The organism is Serinicoccus sediminis (assembly GCF_004153545.1).
Classification (GTDB): domain Bacteria; phylum Actinomycetota; class Actinomycetes; order Actinomycetales; family Dermatophilaceae; genus Ornithinicoccus; species Ornithinicoccus sediminis_A.
Genome location: NZ_SDVA01000011.1, coordinates 108,725 through 126,734, shown reverse-complemented (window position 1 = coordinate 126,734; position 18,010 = coordinate 108,725). Strand labels below are relative to the sequence as shown.

Here is an 18,010-nt window from a genome sequence, read left to right as displayed (position 1 = left end):
AGGCCAGGGTGAAGTCCAGCGTGGTGCCGTCGAGGGTGATCATCGCCGAGCCCGAGCCCGGGGCGTCGTTGACCGGGACCGGCTGCAGCTCACCCATGCCCTCCCAGGCGCTCGAGGAGGCCAGGGCGGGGGCAGCGGTCATCATGAGCACGGCCGCACCCGCGGCCGGGACAGCGAGAAATTTGCGGGACAAAGTCATCAGGAAGTGCCTCTCATGGTGGCTCGCGATCCATCAGTGAATGGGTCGCGAGCGAATTCCGGTCCTGCCGGACAGCAGGACCTGTCCATGGACAGTGGTGTTCTGGGTGCGCCCTGTGACGTGCGCCCCCACACGACGCGGTTCACACATGAAGGGGTATGACGTGCGTCTTGACTGGTCATGGCCCTGTCATCAGAACACACATCGTGCAGCTGCGATGGGTGATTCATTGATCGGCCGTCGTCGTTATCAGATCGAGACCTGAAATGTCGTCGGGGTCATGACGACTCACGTCATGGTTTCGTACCGGTGGTCCGGTCGAGGTGTGCTGCGGGCGTGGGGCTGCGCGGGTGGTGCTGAACGGGCCCTAGGCTGTCGGCAGCCATCCCACCGTCAGCGAAGGAACCCCATGTGCCGAGTGCTCGCCTTCATCGGGCCGGAGACCCCGCTGGAGAACCTGCTCCTCACCCCCACCAACAGCCTGGTCAACCAGGCCCTCGACCCTGAGCGTCACCCCGAGCTGCAGCTGGCCGGGTGGGGCTTCGGTGCCTGGAGCGAGCACATGTTGAAGGCGGAGGACCCCTTCCTCTACCGCCGGCCCATGGCCGCGTTCTACGACGACAACCTCGAGCACATCGTGCCGAGCCTGCAGGCCAGCACGATGCTCGCCCACGTCCGGGCGGCGGCCTACAACGCCGAGGTCGTCATGGCCGACGAGAACTGCCACCCGTTCTCCTACGCCGGCACCCCGTGGATCGTCGCGCAGAACGGCTACCTGCCGAACTGGCAGATCCTGCAGCGTGAGCTGCTGCAGCACTGCAAGGACGACTACCTGAAGCAGATGAAGGGGACGACGGACACCGAGTTCCTCTACATCCTGCTGCTGTCGCTGCTCGAGGGGGACAGCGACGAGGACGTCCAGCGCGCGGTCGAGAGGATGGTGCGCCTCATCGCGGACGCCATGGAGAAGCTCGACCTGCCGGGGCTGACCAAGCTCAAGATGGCGCTCGTGTCCGCGAACCGCATCGTGGGGATCAACGTCGGCCTCGGGCTCGACGGTGAGACCGACCCGAGCGGCGACTGGGAGGAGCTGCGGAAGTCGGAGCCGGGGAGCGACGACTTCTCCCTCTCCATGCTGCTGGAGCCGATGTATCTCCTCATGGGCCGCAACTTCGACAAGGACACGACGACCTACTCCTTCGAGACGTGCGAGGAGGACGAGGCGACCGGCGTCATCTTCGCCTCCGAGGCCCTGACCGACGACACCGACGGCTGGTCCTCCCTCGAGTTCGGCCAGATCGTCTTCCTGCGCAACGAGGACGGGCGGGTGACCAAGACGGTCAACACGCTGTCGGTTTAGGCGCCCGGGCCTGGACTGCCCTCGGTCACCTCAGACGTGCCCGCCCCCGGGCCGTGTCAGCCGACCGCCGCGATGGGCGCGCCGGCCGGCACGCCCGAGCCATCCCGCTTGTCGTTGGTCTCCGGCAGCTCGACGGCGACCCCGTTGGCGGACGCGGCCCGCGGGGGAGCGGCGCCGGCCCAGCCGAGGACGAGGGCGTCCTCGCCGCGCAGCAGCCGGTGGCAGCGCACCCCGCCGGTGGCCCGCCCCTTGGTGGGGTAGGCCCACAGGTCGGTGACCTTGACCGTGCCGGTCTGGCTGCCCGGCGCCGCTCCAGCACTGCCGGCGACGGTGACGACGACGTTCTCGACGGTCGCGTCGACGGCGGCGAAGCCGATGACGCTCGCGCCGGCACCGAGCTTGACGCCGGCGATGCCGCCGCCGGAGCGGCCCTGGGCGCGGACCAGCGAGGAGGAGAAGCGGAGCAGCTGGGCGTCCGAGGTGACGAAGACCAGCTCCTCCTCCCCGGTGGCCAGCTCGACCGCGCCGACGACGCTGTCGCCGTCCTTGAGCGAGATGACCTCGAAGGAGTCGCGGTGGCCGGGGTAGTCGGGGTTGACCCGCTTGACCACGCCCTGCCGCGTGCCGAGCGCCAGCCCTGGCCCGTCACCGGTCAGCGTGCACAGGCCCAGCACCTGCTCGCCCGGCGGCAGGTCGACGAAGGCCGACAGGGGCGCGCCCCCGGAGAGGTTCGGGGCCTCCGCCGACGGCGGTAGCGCCGGCAGCTCGACGACCGACAGCGCCACGACCCGGCCCGCGCTCGTGAGCAGACCCACGGTCCCGCGCGCCGTGGTCCGCACCCGTGAGCGGACCACGTCGTGCTTGGTCCGGCGCCCGCTCGCGAGCGGCGGCTCGTCATCCGAGGCACCGGCCCGCGCCAGCAGGCCGGTGGAGGAGAGCAGCACCCAGCACGGGTCGTCGGCGACCTCGAGGTCCATCCCCGCGGACTTCCCCCCGGTCGCGGGCTGACCCGCCGCGGACGCGGCGCCCGTGCCGTCGCTCTCGAGCAGCACGGTCCGGCGCGGGGTGCCGTGCTCGGCGGCCACCGCGGCGAGCTCGTCGCTGACGACCGTGAGCAGCAGCTGCTGGTCGGCGAGGATCGCCTCCAGCGCCTCGATCTCGCGCTGCAGCTCGTCCCGCTCGCTCTCCAGCTCGATCCGGGAGAACTTCGTCAGCCGCCGCAGCTGCAGGTCCAGGATGTGGTTGGCCTGGATCTCGGAGAGGTCGAAGACCTGCATGAGCCGGGTGCGCGCGGTGGCGACGTCCTCGGCGGCCCGGATGAGCTGGATGACCTCGTCGATGTCCAGGATGGCGATGAGCAGGCCCTCGACCAGGTGCAGCCGGTCCTTCTTCTTGCCCAGCCGGTGCTCGGTCCGGCGCCGCACCACGTCGGTGCGGAAGTCGACATACACCTGCAGCAGGTCCCTGAGCCCCAGGGTGCGCGGCTGCCCCTCGACGAGCGCCACGTTGTTGATCCCGAAGGACTCCTCCATGGGGGTGAGCTTGTAGAGCTGCTCGAGCACGGCCTCGGGGTTGAAGCCGGTCTTGATCTCGATGACCAGGTGCAGGCCCTTGGTCCGGTCGGTGAGGTCGATGATGTCCGAGACGCCCTGCAGCTTCTTGGCCTGCGCCAGCTGCTTGACCTTCTCGATGACCTTCTCCGGTCCGACCATGTAGGGCAGGTCGGTGACGACGATGCCCTTCTTGCGCGGCGTGACGTTCTCGATCCGTGCGGTCGCGCGCGTCTTGAACGACCCGCGTCCGCTCTCGTAGGCCTCCCGGATCCCGTCCAGCCCGACGATCCGCCCGCCGATCGGCAGGTCCGGCCCGGGCACGAAGCGCATGAGCGCCTCGAGGTCGGCGTCCGGGTTCGCGATGAGGTGGCGGGCGGCGCCGACGACCTCGCCGAGGTTGTGCGGGGGCATGTTGGTCGCCATGCCGACCGCGATGCCGGTGGCACCGTTGACCAGCAGGTTCGGGTATGCCGCGGGCAGCACCTCGGGCTGGAACAGCTGGTCGTCGTAGTTGGGGACGTAGTCGACGGTGCTCTCGTCGAGGCTGCCGGTCATGAGCAGCGCCGCCGGCGCCATCCGGGCCTCGGTGTAGCGGCTGGCCGCGGGACCGTCATCGAGCGAGCCGAAGTTGCCGTGGCCGTCGACCAGCGGGAGCCGCATGGTGAAGGGCTGCGCCATCCGCACCATCGCGTCGTAGATCGCGGTGTCCCCGTGCGGGTGGTACTTGCCCATCACCTCACCGACGACCCGCGAGCACTTCACGTGCGGGCGGTCCGGCCGCAGGCCGAGCTCGTTCATCGCGTAGAGGATCCGCCGCTGCACCGGCTTGAGGCCGTCCCGGGCGTCCGGGAGCGCCCGGGAGTAGATCACCGAGTAGGCGTACTCCAGGAACGCGCCCTCCATCTCCTCCTGGACGTCGACCTCGAGGATCTTCTCCTCGACGTCGAAGAGGTCTTCGCTCTGCGGGCGCTTGCGACGAGCCATGAGGGGGTGGGGCGACCTTTCGTGCTCACGGAGGCCCGGACGGGCGTGTCAGGGTCGATCCAGGGTATGCCGCGCGCCCGGGATGACGGCGGAGGCGCGGCGGTCAGGGGGCGGGCGCAGCGGTCACGGGGGAGGCGCGGTCGGCCCGGGGCGGCCCAGGCCGAGCCAGTTGGCCCGGGTCGCCTCCGCGGCACCGACCGCGTCGCCCTCGCGCAGCCGACGCACGATGAGGTCGTGCTCGGCGGGGGAGTCAGCGCCGGTGATCGAGCCGAAGTGCAGGAACTCCGCCCGCCGCAGCATCGCCGTCACCGCGTCCAGCTGCTCGGCCAGGATCGGGTTGCCCGCGGCCCGGACGGGCACCGCGTGGAAGTCGTCGTCGGCCTGCAGCGCCGCGGCCGGGTCGGGGACGGCCAGCGCCGCCCGCAGCCGGCCGGTGGCGGCGTCCATCACCGCCAGGTCGTCCTCGCCCAGGCGTGGCGCGGCGGTCCGCACCGCCAGGGCGTGCAGCTCGGCCACCACCTCCCGGGCGTGGGCGAGCGTCGTCTCGTCCTCGGGGGCGACGGTCGTCACCCGCCCGGGCCGAGCCAGCACCAGACCGTCCCGGGCCAGCCGGAGCAGGGCCTCACGGACCGGGGTGCGGGAGACGCCGAGCCAGGCGCCCAGCTCGGCGTCGTTGATCTTCTCCCCGGGAGCCAGCCGGCCGCGCACGATCTCGTCGCGGATCCGCCCGTAGACGTCGTCGCGCAGGAGGCGACGGCTCGTCTTGCGCGCGGGGGTGGTGGGCACCGGCATACCTGCAGCCTAGAGGCGCCCGACCTGCGATATGCAATATATTGCAGAGGAGGTCCGGCCGGCGGACCGGGAAGCGAGCGCACCGATGGCACTGTCCGACCACCCCCGCCACCCCCTCACCTTCGGACCCAGCCCCGTCCACCGACTGGACCGGCTGAGCGACCACCTGGGCGGGCCGCGCATCTGGGCCAAGCGCGAGGACGTCAGCTCCGGTCTGGCCTTCGGGGGCAACAAGACCCGCAAGCTGGAGTACATCGTCCCCGACATCCTGGCCTCCGGTGCGGACACGCTGGTCTCCATCGGCGGCTACCAGTCCAACCACACCCGGCAGGTGGCGGCCGTCGCCGCCCACCTGGGCCTCAGGGCGGTCCTCGTGCAGGAGCGCTGGGTGGACTGGGAGGACCCGGGCAACGACCGGGTCGGCAACATCGAGCTCTCCCGGATCATGGGCGCGGACGTCCGCCTCGACGACGCCGGTTTCGACATCGGCATCCGCCCGAGCTGGGAGGCGGCGCTCGCGGACGTGGAGGAGGCGGGCGGCACGGCATACCCCATCCCGGCGGGGGCGTCCGAGCACCCGCTGGGCGGCCTCGGCTTCGCGAACTGGGCGCACGAGGTGGTGGCGCAGGAGGCCGAGCTGGGGGTGTTCTTCGACACCGTCGTCGTCTGCACGGTGACCGGGTCCACGCACGCCGGGATGGTCGCCGGTTTCGCCGAGATCGAGGACGCGGGCGGGCGGCCCCGCCGGGTCATCGGCATCGACGCCTCGGCGACGCTGGAGAAGACCCGCGCGCAGGTCCGTCGCATCGCCGACCACACCGCCGGCCTGCTGGAGCTGGGCCGGGAGCTGCGGGACGACGAGGTGACCGTGCTGCCGGGCTGGGAGGGACCCGCCTACGGGATCCCGGACGCGTCGACCGTCGCGGCGATCCGCACGGTGGGCCGGCTCGAGGGGGTCATCCTGGACCCGGTCTACGAGGGCAAGTCGATGGCCGGGCTCATCGACCTCGTCGGTGACGGCACCATCGGCCCCGACTCGACGGTGCTCTACGCCCACCTGGGCGGGCAGCTGGCGCTCAACGCCTACAGCGCGATCTTCGACTGATCCGCACGGAGGTAGTGCTCGACCACCTCGGCCATGAGCCTGGCGGACCCGGTGAGGAAGGCGGGGAAGTCCTGTGCGGCACCGTGGTCCGCGGTGTCCGACAGCGCCCGCAGGACGGCGAACGGCATACCGAGGGTCGTGGCGGCCTGGGCCACGGCGGCTCCCTCCATCTCGACGCAGAGGGCGCCGAAGCCGGCGTGGATGGCGGCGGCCCGCGGGGCCGAGGCGACGAACTGGTCGCCCGAGGCGACCCGGCCCTGGTGCACCTGGCGCCCGTCGTGGGCGGCGCGGGCGTGGGCCGCCGTCGCCAGGCGCGCGGTCATCCGCGCGTCGGTGGCCCAGGAGGCGGGCTCGCCGAGCAGCTGGCCCGGCGGCCGACCGAGCGCCGTGACGTCCACGTCGTGCTGGACCAGGTCGGTGGCGACCACCAGGTCCCCGACCCGCTGACCGGGTGCGACGCCCCCGGCGACCCCGGTGAAGAGCAGCGAGGTCGCTCCGGCCGAGTGCAGCGCGGTGGTCGCCATGGCGCCGTTGACCTTGCCGACGCCGCACCGGGCCAGCAGCACCTCGACCCCGTGCAGCCGCCCGCGGTGCACGGCCAGGTGGCCCGCTCGCAGCTCGACCGGGTCGCTCAGCAGCCGCCGGTTGTCGGCGACCTCCGTCTCGATGGCCCCGAGGATGGCGAGCATGGCGCCGATCATCCCAGACCGGGCACGGCTAGCCTCGGGGGCATGACCAGCACTCTCTTCACCGGCGGCACCGTCGTCGACGGCACCCTGTCCGAGCCCCGCGTCGCGGACGTCCACGTGGTCGACGGCCGCGTCGCCGAGGTCGGGCCCGGCCTCGGCGTCGAGGCCGACACCGTCGTCGACTGCACCGGCCAGGCCGTGCTGCCCGGGCTGTTCGACTGTCACGTGCACTTCATGTTCGAGCAGCCCAGCACCGCCCGCATCCTGCAGACCCCCTTCAGCCTGCCGTTCTTCCAGGCCGCGCAGCGCATGCGCACCACCCTCGCGACCGGCATCACCTGGGTGCGCGACGCGGGCGGCTCCGACCTCGGGGTGGCCGAGGCGGTGCGCCAGGGCGTCACGCCCGGTCCGCGGATGCAGATCGCGCTGACGATGATCAGCCAGACCGGCGGGCACGGTGACGGGTGGCAGCTGTGCGGTGCTCACGTCGACCTCATGCCCGAGCACCCGGGGTGCCCGTCCGGGGTGGTCGACGGCCCGGTCGAGATGCGCCGCAAGGTGCGCGAGCTCGTCCGCGGTGGCGCCGACGTCATCAAGGTCGCCACCAGCGGCGGCGTGCTCTCGCCCCGCAGCAACCCGCTGCACGGCCACCTGCGCGACGACGAGATCTCCGCCCTGGTCACCGAGGCCACCGCGGCGGGGCTGCACGTCATGGCGCACGCGCAGGCGACCGACGGCATCAAGACCGCCATCCGAGGCGGCATCCGGTCCATCGAGCACGGCATCTACCTCGACGACGAGGCGATCGAGATGATGCTCGACCGCGGCACCTGGCTGGTCCCGACCCTGCTGGCGCCGCGGGCCGTGCTGTCGCAGGCGGACGCGGGGGTCCCGCTGCCCGACGCCGTCGTGGCCAAGGCCCGCATGGTGTCCGAGGCGCACGACGAGTCCGTCCGGCGGGCCATCGCGGCCGGCGTCAAGGTGGCCATGGGCACCGACTCCGGTGTCGGCGTCCACGGCACCAACCTCGACGAGCTCGCCATCATGCGCGACCTGGGCATGAGCGAGCTCGACGCCTGGCGGGCGACCACCCAGGTCGCCGCGCAGCTGCTGGGGGTCCAGGACGACTACGGCACGCTCGAGCCGGGCAAGGTCGGCGACGTCGTCGTCCTCGACGGCGCCTGGGACGACCTGGCCGGCCTGGGCGACCGGGTGTCCTCGGTGTGGCTGGCGGGGGAGCGGGCACCGGTCTGATGGAGGTCCTCGACGCCGCAGCCGTCCGGTCCGGTCTCGACCCCGCAGCCCTCGTCGAGGCGCTCCGGGAGGTCTTCACCGGGCCGGGGCCGGTCGTGCCCGAGCGCACGCTCGAGCCGCTCGGCGGCGACCCGCCCGCCACGCTGCTGCTCAAACCCGCCTGGGGCCTCGACGGGTGGCTCGGCGTCAAGGTCGCCACCCACCACCCGGGCAACGGGGAGCGCGGCCTGCCGGCGATCCAGGCCACCTACCTGCTGATGGAGCAGGACACCGGTCGTCCGGTCGCCGTCCTGGACGGCACCGAGCTGACCCGGTGGCGCACGGCCGCGGCCAGCGCGCTCGCCGCCGACCACCTCGCGCCCGAGCAGGTCGAGGAACACCTCGTCGTCGGTGCCGGCAACGTCGCCGCCGCCGTGCCCGCCTGCTACGCCGCGGTGCGGGAGGTGGGGCTCACCCGGGTCTGGGCGCGGGACGCCGAGCGCGCGGCGGCGCTCGTGGAGCAGCTGCGCGAGCAGGGGTATGCCGCGGACGTCGCCCCGGACCTGCGCGCCGCCGTCCGGTCCGCCGACGTGGTCACCACGGCCACCTCGGCGACCAGCCCGCTGGTCCTCGGTGAGGACGTGCGGCCGGGCACCCACGTCGACCTCGTCGGCTCGTTCCTCCCCACGATGACCGAGGCCGACGAGGCGCTCATGACCGCCGCGCGGATCGTCGTCGACGCCCCTGAGGCACGGCATACCGCCGGGGAGCTCGTCGGCCCACTGGGCCGGGGCACCCTCACCGAGCAGGACGTCGCCACCACCCTCGCCGACGTCGTGTCCGGCCGCGCGCCCGGCCGGACGACACCGGAGCAGGTGACCGCCTTCGTGTCCGTCGGCACGGCGGTGGAGGACCTCGCCGCCGGGGTGCTCGCCTGGCGCGCCGCGACGTCGTCCTGAGCGACGGCCCCCCGGCCGACGCGGCCGAGGAGCACCGGACTACGGTCGTGAGATGACTCTTCATCACGTCCGGCGCGGCAGCGGTACCCCCCTGCTGCTGGTCCACGGTCTCGGCGCAGGCTCGCAGTCCTGGGCGCCCATCCTCGACCGGTTGGCAGCCGAGCGGGAGGTCATCGCCCTCGACCTGCCCGGGTTCGGCCAGTCCCCACCTCTGCCGGGAGAGATCTCGATCGCGTCCCTGACGGACGCGGTCGCCGGCTTCATCGACGAGCAGGGGCTGGGGGCGGTGTCCACCGCCGGCCAGTCCATGGGCGCACGGATCGTCCTCGAGCTCGCGCGCCGCGGGGTGGGCGGCGACACCGTCGCCCTCGACCCGGGCGGCTTCTGGACCGATCGCGAGGTCGCGGTCTTCAGCGGGACGCTGCGCCCGTCCATCAGGCTTGTCAGAGCGCTGAGGCCGACGCTGCCCGCCCTGGTGGGCAACCCGGTGTCCCGGTCAGCCCTGCTGGCGCAGTTCTCGGCCCGGCCGTGGGCGCTCTCGGCTCAGACCGTGCTGCCCGACCTCCGGGGGCTGGCCACCGCACCCTCGACCGGCGCGGCCATGGACGCGCTGACCAAGGGACGCAAGCAGGAGGGTGCCCCCGCGGGCACCCTGCCCGGCCGGGCCACCATCGGCTGGGGCAGCCGAGACCTCGTCACGCTGCCCCGGCAGGCGCAGCGCGCCGTGGCGGCGTTCCCGGACGCGCAGCTGCACTGGTTCGAGCGGTGCGGCCACTTCCCGCAGTGGGACGCACCGGAGGAGGCCGCCCGGCTGATCCTCGACCGGACCGCCTGAGCCGCCCACCGCAGCCGGTGCCCGTCAGCGTGAGGAGGCCTGCCGGAAGCGGTTGACGGCCAGCGGCACGAAGACCGCCAGCATGAGCAGCGACATGGCCACGGTGGTGAGGATCGGGTTCTGCATGGGGAAGGTGTCCGGGGTCGGTGCGGCCCCGGTGTTGCCGAAGAGCTCGCGCACCGCCTGGACCAGGGCCGAGATGGGGTTCCAGTTGGCGAACACCTCCAGCGCACGGGGCAGGTTGTCGGTCTGCACGAAGGCGTTCGAGATGAAGGTGAGCGGGAAGAGGATCATGAACGAGGCGTTGTTGATGACCTCCGGGGTCCGGACGATGATGCCGAGCAGCGCCATGACCCAGCTGAAGGCGTAGCTGAACAGCAGCAGGATCCCGACACCGGCGAGGAAGCTGAGCCAGCCCTCGTGGAAGCGCCAGCCCACGACGGCACCGCTGATCATCATGATGACCACCGACACGCCGTTGAGCACGAGGTCGGCGTTGGTGCGCCCGAAGAGGACGGCCGAGTCGTGCATCGGGAGCGTCCGGAACCGGTCGATCATCCCCTCCTTGAGGTCCTGCGCCATCTGGTAGCCCGAGAAGGTGGACCCGAAGAGCACGGTCTGCCCGAAGATCCCGGCCATGAGGTAGTCGGTGTAGTTGCCACCCTCGATCTGGATCGAGCCACCGTAGACCTGCGAGAACAGCAGGACGAACATGATGGGCTGCAGGACCGCGAAGAGCAGGATCTCGGGGTTGCGGCGGAACTTGATGAGGTTGCGCCACGTCACGGTGGCGACGTCGCCGGCCCAGAGCGAGAGCGGGCTCACGGGGACGGGGCCGGGGCTGCCGGCGGCCTCGGTCGACCGGGGCGGTGCGGTGTCGGTGCTCATGCGCTCTCCTCGAGCTCGCTCGCGGTGTCGTCGGCCTGCTCCCGGCCGGTCAGCCGGAGGAAGACGTCGTCCAGGGTGGGGCGCCGCATACCGGCGTCGTGCAGCCGGACGTCGGCGGAGGCGAGGTCGGCGAGGACGTGCTGCAGCGCCCCCGGGCCCTCGGTGACCGGCACCGACAGGGTGCGTCCACCGGTGTCCTGCTGGACGTCGTCGGTCCCGTGCCGCTCCAGGACCGCCCGGGCGGCGTCCGCGTCCGCCGAGTCCACGAGGGTGACGACCACCCGGTGCCCGCCGACCTGGGCCTTGAGCTCGTCGGCGGTGCCCTCGGCGATGACCGTGCCGTGGTCGATGACGCTGATGTCGTCGGCGAGGTAGTCGGCCTCCTCGAGGTACTGGGTCGTGAGGAGGACGGTGGTCCCTTGGGCCACGAGGTCCTTGATGACGTCCCACAGGCCGAGCCGGCTGCGGGGGTCGAGCCCGGTGGTGGGCTCGTCGAGGAAGAGGATCTGCGGGTTGTTCACCAGGGCGCAGGCCAGGTCGATGCGCCGCCGCATACCCCCGGAGAAGCCCTTGACCGGCCGGTCGCCCGCCCCGGTGAGGTCGAACTGCTCGAGCAGCTCCTTGGCGCGCTCCCGGGATCGCGACCCGCCGAGATGGTAGAGCCGGCCCACCATCTCGAGGTTCTCCCGGCCGGTGAGGTGCTCGTCGACCGCGGCATACTGCCCGCTGGCGCCGATCACCCGGCGCACCCCCTCGGGGTCGTGCAAGACGTCGACCCCGGCGACGGTGGCTGTGCCGGAGTCAGGTCGGAGGAGGGTGTTGAGCACCTTGACGGTGGTGGTCTTGCCGGCCCCGTTGGGACCGAGCAGACCCTTGACGGTGCCCTCGGGGACGGTCAGCGACAGCCCGGCCAGGGCGTGCACGTCTCCGGAGCGCGAATGATAGGTCTTGCGCAGGTCGTGCGCCTCGATGATGGCCACGCGACGATGCTACTGCTGGCCTCCGACAGACCCCACCCATTAAGGTGAGGCCGCCGTCTGGGTGACGTTCATCGGTTTGTCCGTGCGGTCGGCACAGAGCAACCACGCGCGGCGCTCGGTGGGATGACCGCGACGTCGCTCAGCAGGCGAGCCACTCCATCGCCGCAGCGACCATGGCCCGCACGCCGGTGTCGAGCATCGGCTGCAGCACCGGGGCGAAGTGCGGGGAGTGGTTGTCGGGGAAGTCGGCGCGCTCGCTCCCGCGCGCCTCCGCCGCGGCCCACTCCCGCGCGTCGAAGGCGCCGAAGCCCCAGTAGCACCCGGGCGCGCCCCAGGCCGCCGGCAGCTCCCCGAAGTCCTCGGAGCCCATCTCCGGGGTGAAGTCGCGCACCTGCCCCTCGCCCAGCTCGGCGAGGAGCGCCGCGCGGACCCGCTCGGTCGCTCCCGGGTCGTTGTCGGTCACCGGGAGGTGGTCGAAGGTCTCGAAGCCCGGCTCCGGGGCGCCCCAGGCCAGGGCCTCCGCGCGGGCGGTGCGCTCGATGACCTCGAGGCAGTGGGCGGCCACGGCGCCGTCGTAGGTGCGCACGGTGCCCTCGAGCACCGCCTGGGCCGGGATGATGTTGGTCTTGGTGCCGGCCGCGATCCGGCCCACGGTCACCACCGCCGTCGCCTGCGGCGACACCTGCCGCGCGACCACCGTCTGCAGGCGCATCACCAGCGAGGCGGCCATGACGACGGGGTCGATCGCGGTGTGCGGGGCCGACCCGTGCCCGCCCTTGCCGTGCAGGGTGATGCGGAAGTCGTCGCAGCTGGCCATGATCGGTCCGGGCGCCACCTGCACCGACCCGGCGGGCCCGGGCAGCACGTGCTGGCCGAGCGCGACGTCCGGCCGCGGCAGCAGGTCCACCAGACCGTCGGCGACCATCGCCTCGGCACCGTTGAACTGCTCCTCGGCCGGCTGGAAGACCGCCACCACGGTCCCCGCCCAGTGCTCGCGCCCCTCCAGCAGCAGCCGCAGGGACGCCAGCAGCGTCGCCACGTGGGTGTCGTGGCCGCAGGCGTGCATGACGGGCACCTGCTCGCCGGCCGCGTTGGCGACCCGTACGGTCGAGGCGTAGTCGAGCCCGGTGTCCTCGGCGACCGGCAGCCCGTCCATGTCCGCGCGCAGCAGCACGGTCGGCCCGTCGCCGTTGCGGGCGACCACGGCCACGCCGGTGCCCCCGATCCCGGTGTGCACCTCCAGGTCGGCCGCGCCGGGCATCCCCGACACCTCCTCCACGACGCGGGCGGCGGTGGCGTGCTCGGCCATCGACAGCTCGGGGTGGGCGTGCAGGTGGCGGTAGACGTCCTCCAGCCAGGGACGGATCGTGGGCAGCGGCTGGAGGACGGCGGTGGTGGCGGTGCTCATGCGGTGAGGGTATGCGGTCGCGCGGCGTGGCAGGGTACGTCCCATGACGACGCCCGCCCGCAGGGTCATCCACACCGGTCAGGCCATGGTCGACCTCGTGCTGGAGGTGGGCACCCTGCCCGTACGAGGGGGCAACGTCATGGCCGACAGCGCCACCCGGTACGCCGGCGGCGCGGTGACCATCGTCGTGGCGGCCGCCCGGTCCGGGGCGCCCGCGGTGCTGGCCGGTGCGGTCGGCACCGGGCCGAACGGTGACCTGGTCCGCGAGGTGCTGGCCGCCGAGGGGGTCGAGGCCAGCGCGCCCGCCGTGGAGGACCTCGACACCGGGGAGTGCGTCGTGCTCGTCGAGCCGAGCGCCGAGCGCACCTTCGTCACCACCCGGGCGGCGGAGCGCCGCATCACCCCCGAGTCGCTCGCCACGAGCGCCCCGGCGGGAGGGGACCTCGTCTGCGTCTCCGGCTACACCCTGCTGCCGCCCACCCGCGACCCGCTCCTGGGCTGGCTGGAGGGGCTGCCCGAGGGGGTCGAGGTCGTGCTGGACCCGGGGGCGCCGTTCGCCGGGTTCGCACCGGCCGTCGTGGAGCGGGTGCTCGCCCGCACCACGGTGTGGACGTCCAACGCCGCCGAGGCGCTCGACCTCGTCGGGGGGCCCGCAGCGGGCGAGCCCGACCGGGCAGAGGCTCCCGGGGGAGAGGAGGGCGCCGTGACCGGGGCGGACCTCGTGGCGCTGGCCGAGGGCGTCGCCGCACGGCTCGCGCCCGGGGCGGTGGTGGTCGTGCGCGACGGCCCGCGGGGCTGCGTCGTCCTGGCGGAGGGCGAGTCCGTGACCGTGCCCGGCTTCCCGCAGACCCCCGTCGACACCAACGGGGCCGGCGACACGCACACCGGGGTGCTCTGCGCCGGGGTCGCGACCGGTATGCCGTTCCCCGAGGCCGCGCGCCGCGCCAACGCCGGGGCAGCGGTCAAGGTGACCCGGCGCGGGCCCGCGACCGCCCCCACCGCCGCCGAGGTCGACGCCTTCCTGGAGGAGCGCGGCTGACCCTCCCCGGTCAGCCTTCGTCGACCCCCTCCCACGGCGTCCCGAACTGCCCCCGGTGGGCCACCTGCGACACCGGCCGTCGCCCGCGCCGCAGGGAGGGCGAGCGCCGGTCCGCCGCCGGGTAGCCCAGGGCGACCACCCCCACGACGCGTCGGCCGGCGGGCGCGCCCAGCGCGTCCAGGGTCGGCCCCACCCGCTCGGCAGGGACCCCGAAGAAGAGCCCCCCCAGCCCCTCGTCGACGGCCGTCAGCAGCATGAGCAGGGCCGCCATGCCGGTGTCGACGTCCCAGTAGGGCACCGGCCACCGCGTCTCGTCGCGGTCGGTGCGGCCCTTGTCCGGCTCGGCGTAGCGCTCCAGGTAGGCCTGCTTGTCGGACAGGCAGACGACGAGGCAGGGGGCGCTGCTGACCCCGCGCAGCCACGGGTCCATCCGCGCGCGGGCCGCGGGCTCGGTCGCGGCCGCCCAGAAGCGCTCGCGCTCCTGGAGCGTGCAGAGCACCACGAAGTCCCAGCCCTGGGAGAAGCCGGCGCTGGGGGCGCGGGTCGCGTGCTCCAGGGCACGGGTGACCACCTCGTCGGGCACCGGCCGGTCCGGGTCGTAGGACCGCACCATCCGCCGCCGCCGCACCACCTCGCCGAACTCCATACGCCGATCGTGGCACGGGCCACCGACAGATCCCGGACGGGCGACGCGCCCGATGGGATAGTGGGGCCATGAGCCATGACGTGGAGCTGCCCCCGGGCTATCCGCACGAGTGGGAGGCCGACGTCGTGCTGTCCGACGGCATGGTGGCCCACGTCCGGCCCATCCGCCCCGACGACACCGAGGCCATCCACCGCTTCCACGCCGCGCAGTCCGAGCAGTCGATCTACCTGCGCTTCTTCGCCCCGATCAAGCGGCTCTCCGACAAGGACGTCCACCGTTTCACCCACGTCGACTACTCCGACCGCGTGGCGCTGGTCATGTACGTCCGCGACGACCTGGCCGGGATCGGCCGGTTCGACCGGCTCACCCCGGGCGGCGCGGTGGCGGAGGTCGCCTTCAACGTCTCCGACCACCACCAGGGCCGGGGCATCGGCTCGGTCCTGCTCGAGCACCTCGCCGACATCGGCCGCGAGGGCGGGGTGACCCGCTTCGTCGCCGACGTCCTGCCGCAGAACCGCAAGATGATCGGGGTCTTCCGGGACGCCGGCTTCGAGGTCTCCCACGAGTTCGACGACGGCGTCATCGCGGTCTCCTTCGACATCGAGCCGACCGAGGCCTCCCGCGCCGTGCGGATGTCGCGCGAGCACCGCTCCGAGGTCCGGTCGATGCGGGCCGTGCTGCACCCGGAGTCGGTCGCCGTCGTGGGGGTGAGCCGTCGGCCCGCGACCATCGGCCGCGCCTTCTTCGACGACATCGTCGCCGGCGGCTTCACCGGTCGCGTCTACCCCGTCAACAACGCGGCCGACCCGGGCACCCTCATCAACGGCCACCCCGCGGTCGCCTCGGTCCGCGACATCGAGGGCGGCGTCGACCTCGCGGTCGTCGCGGTGGTGGCGCACGAGGTCCTCGGCATCGTCGACGAGTGCGCCGACGCCGGGGTCAAGGCGCTCGTCGTCGCCTCCGAGGGCTTCGCCGAGACCGGCCCCGAGGGGCGGGCGCTGCAGCACGAGCTGCTGGTGCGGGCCCGGCACTACGGCATGCGGGTCCTGGGGCCGACCAGCTTCGGGCTCATCAACAACGACCCGCAGACCCGGCTCAACGCCTCGATCGCCGCCGCCGAGCACCTGCCCGAGTTCGGTCGGCTGGGGCTGTTCAGCCAGTCCGGCGGGCTCGGCATCGCGCTGCTCGCCTCGGCCCGCCGGCGCGGGCTGGGCATCTCCACCTTCGCCTCGGCCGGCAACCGGGTCGACATCTCGGGCAACGACCTCATGCAGTACTGGACCGAGGACGAGAACACCACCGTCGTCGGGCTCTACCTCGAGACCATGGGCAACCCGCGCAAGTTCACCCGGATCGCCCGCAAGCTGGCGCTGAGCAAGCCCGTGATCGTGGTCAAGTCCGGCGCCGGGCAGTACGCCATCCCGCAGGGCCACCGGGTGCGGCCCACCCACGAGCGACCCGAGACCTTCGGCCAGATGCTGCGCCAGTCGGGCGTCATCCGGGTCGACAACGCCCACCAGCTCTTCGACGTCGCCCAGCTGCTCGTCTCCCAGCCGCTGCCCCGCGGGGACCGGGTGGCGGTGGTCACCAACAACAACGCCCTGGGCGCGCTGGCCGCCGACGCCGCGACGGCGCGCGGGCTGCACGTCGTCCACGGCCCGGTGACGGTCTCCGCGGAGGCGCTGACCGAGGAGTTCCGGGAGGTCGTCGAGCACGCCCTGGCGCAGGAGGAGGTGGACGCCCTCGTCGCCTGCTTCATCCCGCCCGTCGCCGACATCGACCCGGAGGTGGTCCATGCCGTCGGGGAGGCCGTCGCGGGGCACGAGAAGCCCTGCGTCGCCACCTTCCTCGGTATGCGCGGCGTCACCCCCGGGGCCGGTGTCCCGACCTACCCGATGCCCGAGGACGCCGTCCGCGCCCTCGCGGCTGCGGTCCGCTACGCCCAGTGGCGGCGCCGCGACCCGGGCGAACGGGTGCGGCTGGACGGCCTCGACCGCTCGCGGGCCTCGGCCGTGCTCGAGGCGGCCCTGGCGCGGGAGCCGCGCGGCGGCGAGCTGTCGCGGGAGGAGGTGGAGGAGGTGCTGGGCGCCTACGGCATCCAGGTCTGGCCCTCCGTCCCGGTGCACTCGGACGCCGAGGCGGTCCGGGTCTATCAGCAGCAACGCGGCACCGTGGTGCTCAAGGCGACCTCCCCGCTGCTCCAGCACCAGCCCGGGCGGGGCTGGGTGCGCACCGGTCTGCGGCACCCCAAGGCGGTCGGCGCGGCATACCGCGACCTGGAGGCGCTCATCGACCCGCTCGGGGCCGGGGGCATCGCGCTGCAGCAGATGGCGCCGGAGGGCGTGCCCATCGAGGTCAACTCGGTCGAGGACCCGCTCTTCGGGCCGGTCGTCGGCTTCGGCGTGGCCGGCCTGCCGATCGACCTGCTGGGCGACGAGGCGCACCGCTTCCCGCCCCTCACCGACGTCGACATCGCCGAGCTGACCACCTCGATCAAGGCGGCGCCGCTGCTGGACGGCTATCGCGGCGCCATGCCGGTCAACCAGCGCGCGCTGCACGACCTCGTGGCCCGGGTGTCGGTCCTCGCGGACGACCACCCCGAGCTCGCGCACGTGCGGCTCAACCCGGTGATGGCGCACCAGGACGGCATCGAGGTGCTCGGCGCCAGCATCCGGGTCGCGCCCGCCCCGACCCGCGCCGACGCCGAGCGGCGGACCCTGCTCGCCGACGTCTGAGACGATGGGCCCATGGTCCGTCGTACGAGGTCGCCGCTGCCCGATTCGCTCGTCGCCGACATCGACGCGGCGGGATACCTCCCCGCCGTGGTCCACGACGTCGTCGTCACGGCCGTCGGCAAGGACCACGTCGTCACCCACCTGGTCCACGACGAGACCACCTTCGACGAGATGGCGGTGCGCAACCACCTCACCGTGCTGGTGCTGACCGAGCGCCGCCTCGTCATCGCGCACGCCGACGACCACGAGGGCCCGGAGGGGCAGCGGATGGCCACGGCCACCAGCGAGACGGTGCCGCTGCGCTCGGTCCGCGGCGTCATGCTCACCCACACCCTGCCCGACCCCGAGCACTACGACGGCAGCCTGGCCGGCCGGGGCATCACGCTCACCCTGGGGTGGGGCGCCGTGGCGCGCGTCGACCTGCTGCCGGCGGTCTGCGAGGACCCGCAGTGCGAGGGTGACCACGGCTACGAGGGCACCGTCTCCAGCGACGACCTCTCGCTGCGCATCGCCGCCGAGACGCACGGCGTCGAGCGGCTCGAGCAGGCGCTCATCTTCTCCAGCGAGCTGTCCGCCCGCCTGGGTCGATGACGGCGGCGGGGGCG

General features: G+C 73.1%; 16 protein-coding genes. 8 read left to right on the top strand and 8 right to left on the bottom strand.

The features are described 5' to 3' along the window. The coding region (locus EUS26_RS11655; protein WP_130014008.1) for a hypothetical protein at positions 1-199 on the bottom strand (199 nt) is incomplete at its 3' end. Positions 200-608: 409 nt separating this feature from the next. On the opposite strand from EUS26_RS11655, the gene EUS26_RS11650 reads away from it, so the two are divergent. Then, positions 609-1,559 (top strand): class II glutamine amidotransferase, encoded by a 951-nt coding sequence (locus tag EUS26_RS11650; RefSeq protein WP_130014007.1) that lies wholly within the window; start codon positions 609-611, stop codon positions 1,557-1,559. A 56-nt stretch (positions 1,560-1,615) separates the two neighbouring features. Here EUS26_RS11650 and EUS26_RS11645 read toward each other — a convergent pair whose 3' ends face one another. Together EUS26_RS11645 and EUS26_RS11640 are read right to left on the bottom strand one after the other, a co-directional pair. Continuing rightward, positions 1,616-4,096, bottom strand: coding sequence for a DNA gyrase/topoisomerase IV subunit A (locus EUS26_RS11645; RefSeq protein ID WP_130014006.1), 2,481 nt, complete (start codon positions 4,094-4,096; stop codon positions 1,616-1,618). A 123-nt stretch (positions 4,097-4,219) separates the two neighbouring features. After that, positions 4,220-4,888: a GntR family transcriptional regulator gene (locus tag EUS26_RS11640; protein ID WP_130014005.1), complete on the bottom strand. Its 669-nt coding sequence runs from the start codon at positions 4,886-4,888 to the stop codon at positions 4,220-4,222. A gap of 85 nt (positions 4,889-4,973) precedes the next feature. Here EUS26_RS11640 and EUS26_RS11635 point away from each other — a divergent pair, with 85 nt between their 5' ends. After that, positions 4,974-5,993, top strand: coding sequence for a 1-aminocyclopropane-1-carboxylate deaminase (locus EUS26_RS11635; RefSeq protein WP_130014004.1), 1,020 nt, complete (start codon positions 4,974-4,976; stop codon positions 5,991-5,993). On the opposite strand, the gene EUS26_RS11630 is transcribed toward EUS26_RS11635, so the two are convergent. Next, complete coding sequence (locus tag EUS26_RS11630) at positions 5,972-6,682, bottom strand: 5'-methylthioadenosine/adenosylhomocysteine nucleosidase (RefSeq protein WP_165368598.1); 711 nt, start codon at positions 6,680-6,682, stop codon at positions 5,972-5,974. The genes EUS26_RS11635 and EUS26_RS11630 overlap by 22 nt on opposite strands. 42 nt (positions 6,683-6,724) lie before the next feature. Here EUS26_RS11630 and EUS26_RS11625 point away from each other — a divergent pair, with 42 nt between their 5' ends. From EUS26_RS11625 to EUS26_RS11615, 3 genes are read left to right on the top strand one after another with little or no spacing between them, the layout of a single operon-like run. After that, positions 6,725-7,936 carry a metal-dependent hydrolase family protein gene (locus EUS26_RS11625; protein WP_130014002.1) on the top strand — a complete coding sequence of 404 codons (1,212 nt, stop codon included), beginning with the start codon at positions 6,725-6,727 and terminating at the stop codon, positions 7,934-7,936. Next, the gene (gene lhpI / locus EUS26_RS11620) at positions 7,936-8,874 is read left to right on the top strand and encodes a bifunctional Delta(1)-pyrroline-2-carboxylate/Delta(1)-piperideine-2-carboxylate reductase (protein WP_130014001.1); all 939 of its coding nucleotides are present in this window, start codon (positions 7,936-7,938) and stop codon (positions 8,872-8,874) included. Before EUS26_RS11625 ends, lhpI begins: the two co-directional genes overlap by 1 nt. 52 nt (positions 8,875-8,926) lie before the next feature. Beyond that, a complete protein-coding gene (locus tag EUS26_RS11615) occupies positions 8,927-9,709 on the top strand; it encodes an alpha/beta fold hydrolase (RefSeq protein WP_130014000.1) in 783 nt (260 codons plus the stop codon). 24 nt (positions 9,710-9,733) lie between these two features. Here the strand turns inward: EUS26_RS11615 and EUS26_RS11610 are convergent, their stop codons facing one another. The 3 genes from EUS26_RS11610 to EUS26_RS11600 all read right to left on the bottom strand — a co-directional run bounded on the left by EUS26_RS11610 (position 9,734) and on the right by EUS26_RS11600 (position 12,985). Beyond that, positions 9,734-10,597, bottom strand: a complete 864-nt coding sequence (locus EUS26_RS11610; protein WP_238148954.1) for an ABC transporter permease — start codon at positions 10,595-10,597, stop codon at positions 9,734-9,736. Next, on the bottom strand, positions 10,594-11,577 hold the full coding sequence (locus EUS26_RS11605) for an ATP-binding cassette domain-containing protein (protein WP_130013999.1): 984 nt from the start codon (positions 11,575-11,577) through the stop codon (positions 10,594-10,596). Before EUS26_RS11605 ends, EUS26_RS11610 begins: the two co-directional genes overlap by 4 nt. 139 nt (positions 11,578-11,716) lie before the next feature. Continuing rightward, positions 11,717-12,985, bottom strand: a complete 1,269-nt coding sequence (locus tag EUS26_RS11600) for an amidohydrolase (protein ID WP_165368597.1) — start codon at positions 12,983-12,985, stop codon at positions 11,717-11,719. 43 nt (positions 12,986-13,028) lie between these two features. On the opposite strand from EUS26_RS11600, the gene EUS26_RS11595 reads away from it, so the two are divergent. Continuing rightward, the gene (locus EUS26_RS11595) at positions 13,029-14,024 is read left to right on the top strand and encodes a PfkB family carbohydrate kinase (RefSeq protein WP_130013997.1); all 996 of its coding nucleotides are present in this window, start codon (positions 13,029-13,031) and stop codon (positions 14,022-14,024) included. A 10-nt stretch (positions 14,025-14,034) separates the two neighbouring features. Here the strand turns inward: EUS26_RS11595 and EUS26_RS11590 are convergent, their stop codons facing one another. Beyond that, the gene (locus EUS26_RS11590; protein WP_130013996.1) at positions 14,035-14,670 is read right to left on the bottom strand and encodes a nitroreductase family protein; all 636 of its coding nucleotides are present in this window, start codon (positions 14,668-14,670) and stop codon (positions 14,035-14,037) included. Between the two features lie 68 nt (positions 14,671-14,738). Between EUS26_RS11590 and EUS26_RS11585 the strand changes: the two genes are divergently transcribed. Both EUS26_RS11585 and EUS26_RS11580 read left to right on the top strand, forming a co-directional pair. Further along, positions 14,739-17,405 carry a bifunctional acetate--CoA ligase family protein/GNAT family N-acetyltransferase gene (locus EUS26_RS11585; RefSeq protein WP_130013995.1) on the top strand — a complete coding sequence of 889 codons (2,667 nt, stop codon included), beginning with the start codon at positions 14,739-14,741 and terminating at the stop codon, positions 17,403-17,405. Between the two features lie 12 nt (positions 17,406-17,417). Beyond that, complete coding sequence (locus tag EUS26_RS11580) at positions 17,418-17,996, top strand: DUF5998 family protein (RefSeq protein WP_130013994.1); 579 nt, start codon at positions 17,418-17,420, stop codon at positions 17,994-17,996. Positions 17,997-18,010: the final 14 nt, after the last annotated feature.

Excerpts from the sequence above, each read along its gene's own strand:
- EUS26_RS11650 (WP_130014007.1), top strand. The coding sequence starts at position 609 with ATGTGCCGAGTGCTCGCCTTCATCGGGCCGGAGACCCCGCTGGAGAAC.
- EUS26_RS11645 (WP_130014006.1), bottom strand. The coding sequence starts at position 4,096 with ATGGCTCGTCGCAAGCGCCCGCAGAGCGAAGACCTCTTCGACGTCGAG.
- EUS26_RS11640 (WP_130014005.1), bottom strand. The coding sequence starts at position 4,888 with ATGCCGGTGCCCACCACCCCCGCGCGCAAGACGAGCCGTCGCCTCCTG.
- EUS26_RS11635 (WP_130014004.1), top strand. The coding sequence starts at position 4,974 with ATGGCACTGTCCGACCACCCCCGCCACCCCCTCACCTTCGGACCCAGC.
- EUS26_RS11630 (WP_165368598.1), bottom strand. The coding sequence starts at position 6,682 with ATGCTCGCCATCCTCGGGGCCATCGAGACGGAGGTCGCCGACAACCGG.
- EUS26_RS11625 (WP_130014002.1), top strand. The coding sequence starts at position 6,725 with ATGACCAGCACTCTCTTCACCGGCGGCACCGTCGTCGACGGCACCCTG.
- lhpI (WP_130014001.1), top strand. The coding sequence starts at position 7,936 with ATGGAGGTCCTCGACGCCGCAGCCGTCCGGTCCGGTCTCGACCCCGCA.
- EUS26_RS11615 (WP_130014000.1), top strand. The coding sequence starts at position 8,927 with ATGACTCTTCATCACGTCCGGCGCGGCAGCGGTACCCCCCTGCTGCTG.
- EUS26_RS11610 (WP_238148954.1), bottom strand. The coding sequence starts at position 10,597 with ATGAGCACCGACACCGCACCGCCCCGGTCGACCGAGGCCGCCGGCAGC.
- EUS26_RS11600 (WP_165368597.1), bottom strand. The coding sequence starts at position 12,985 with ATGAGCACCGCCACCACCGCCGTCCTCCAGCCGCTGCCCACGATCCGT.
- EUS26_RS11595 (WP_130013997.1), top strand. The coding sequence starts at position 13,029 with ATGACGACGCCCGCCCGCAGGGTCATCCACACCGGTCAGGCCATGGTC.
- EUS26_RS11590 (WP_130013996.1), bottom strand. The coding sequence starts at position 14,670 with ATGGAGTTCGGCGAGGTGGTGCGGCGGCGGCGGATGGTGCGGTCCTAC.
- EUS26_RS11585 (WP_130013995.1), top strand. The coding sequence starts at position 14,739 with ATGAGCCATGACGTGGAGCTGCCCCCGGGCTATCCGCACGAGTGGGAG.
- EUS26_RS11580 (WP_130013994.1), top strand. The coding sequence starts at position 17,418 with ATGGTCCGTCGTACGAGGTCGCCGCTGCCCGATTCGCTCGTCGCCGAC.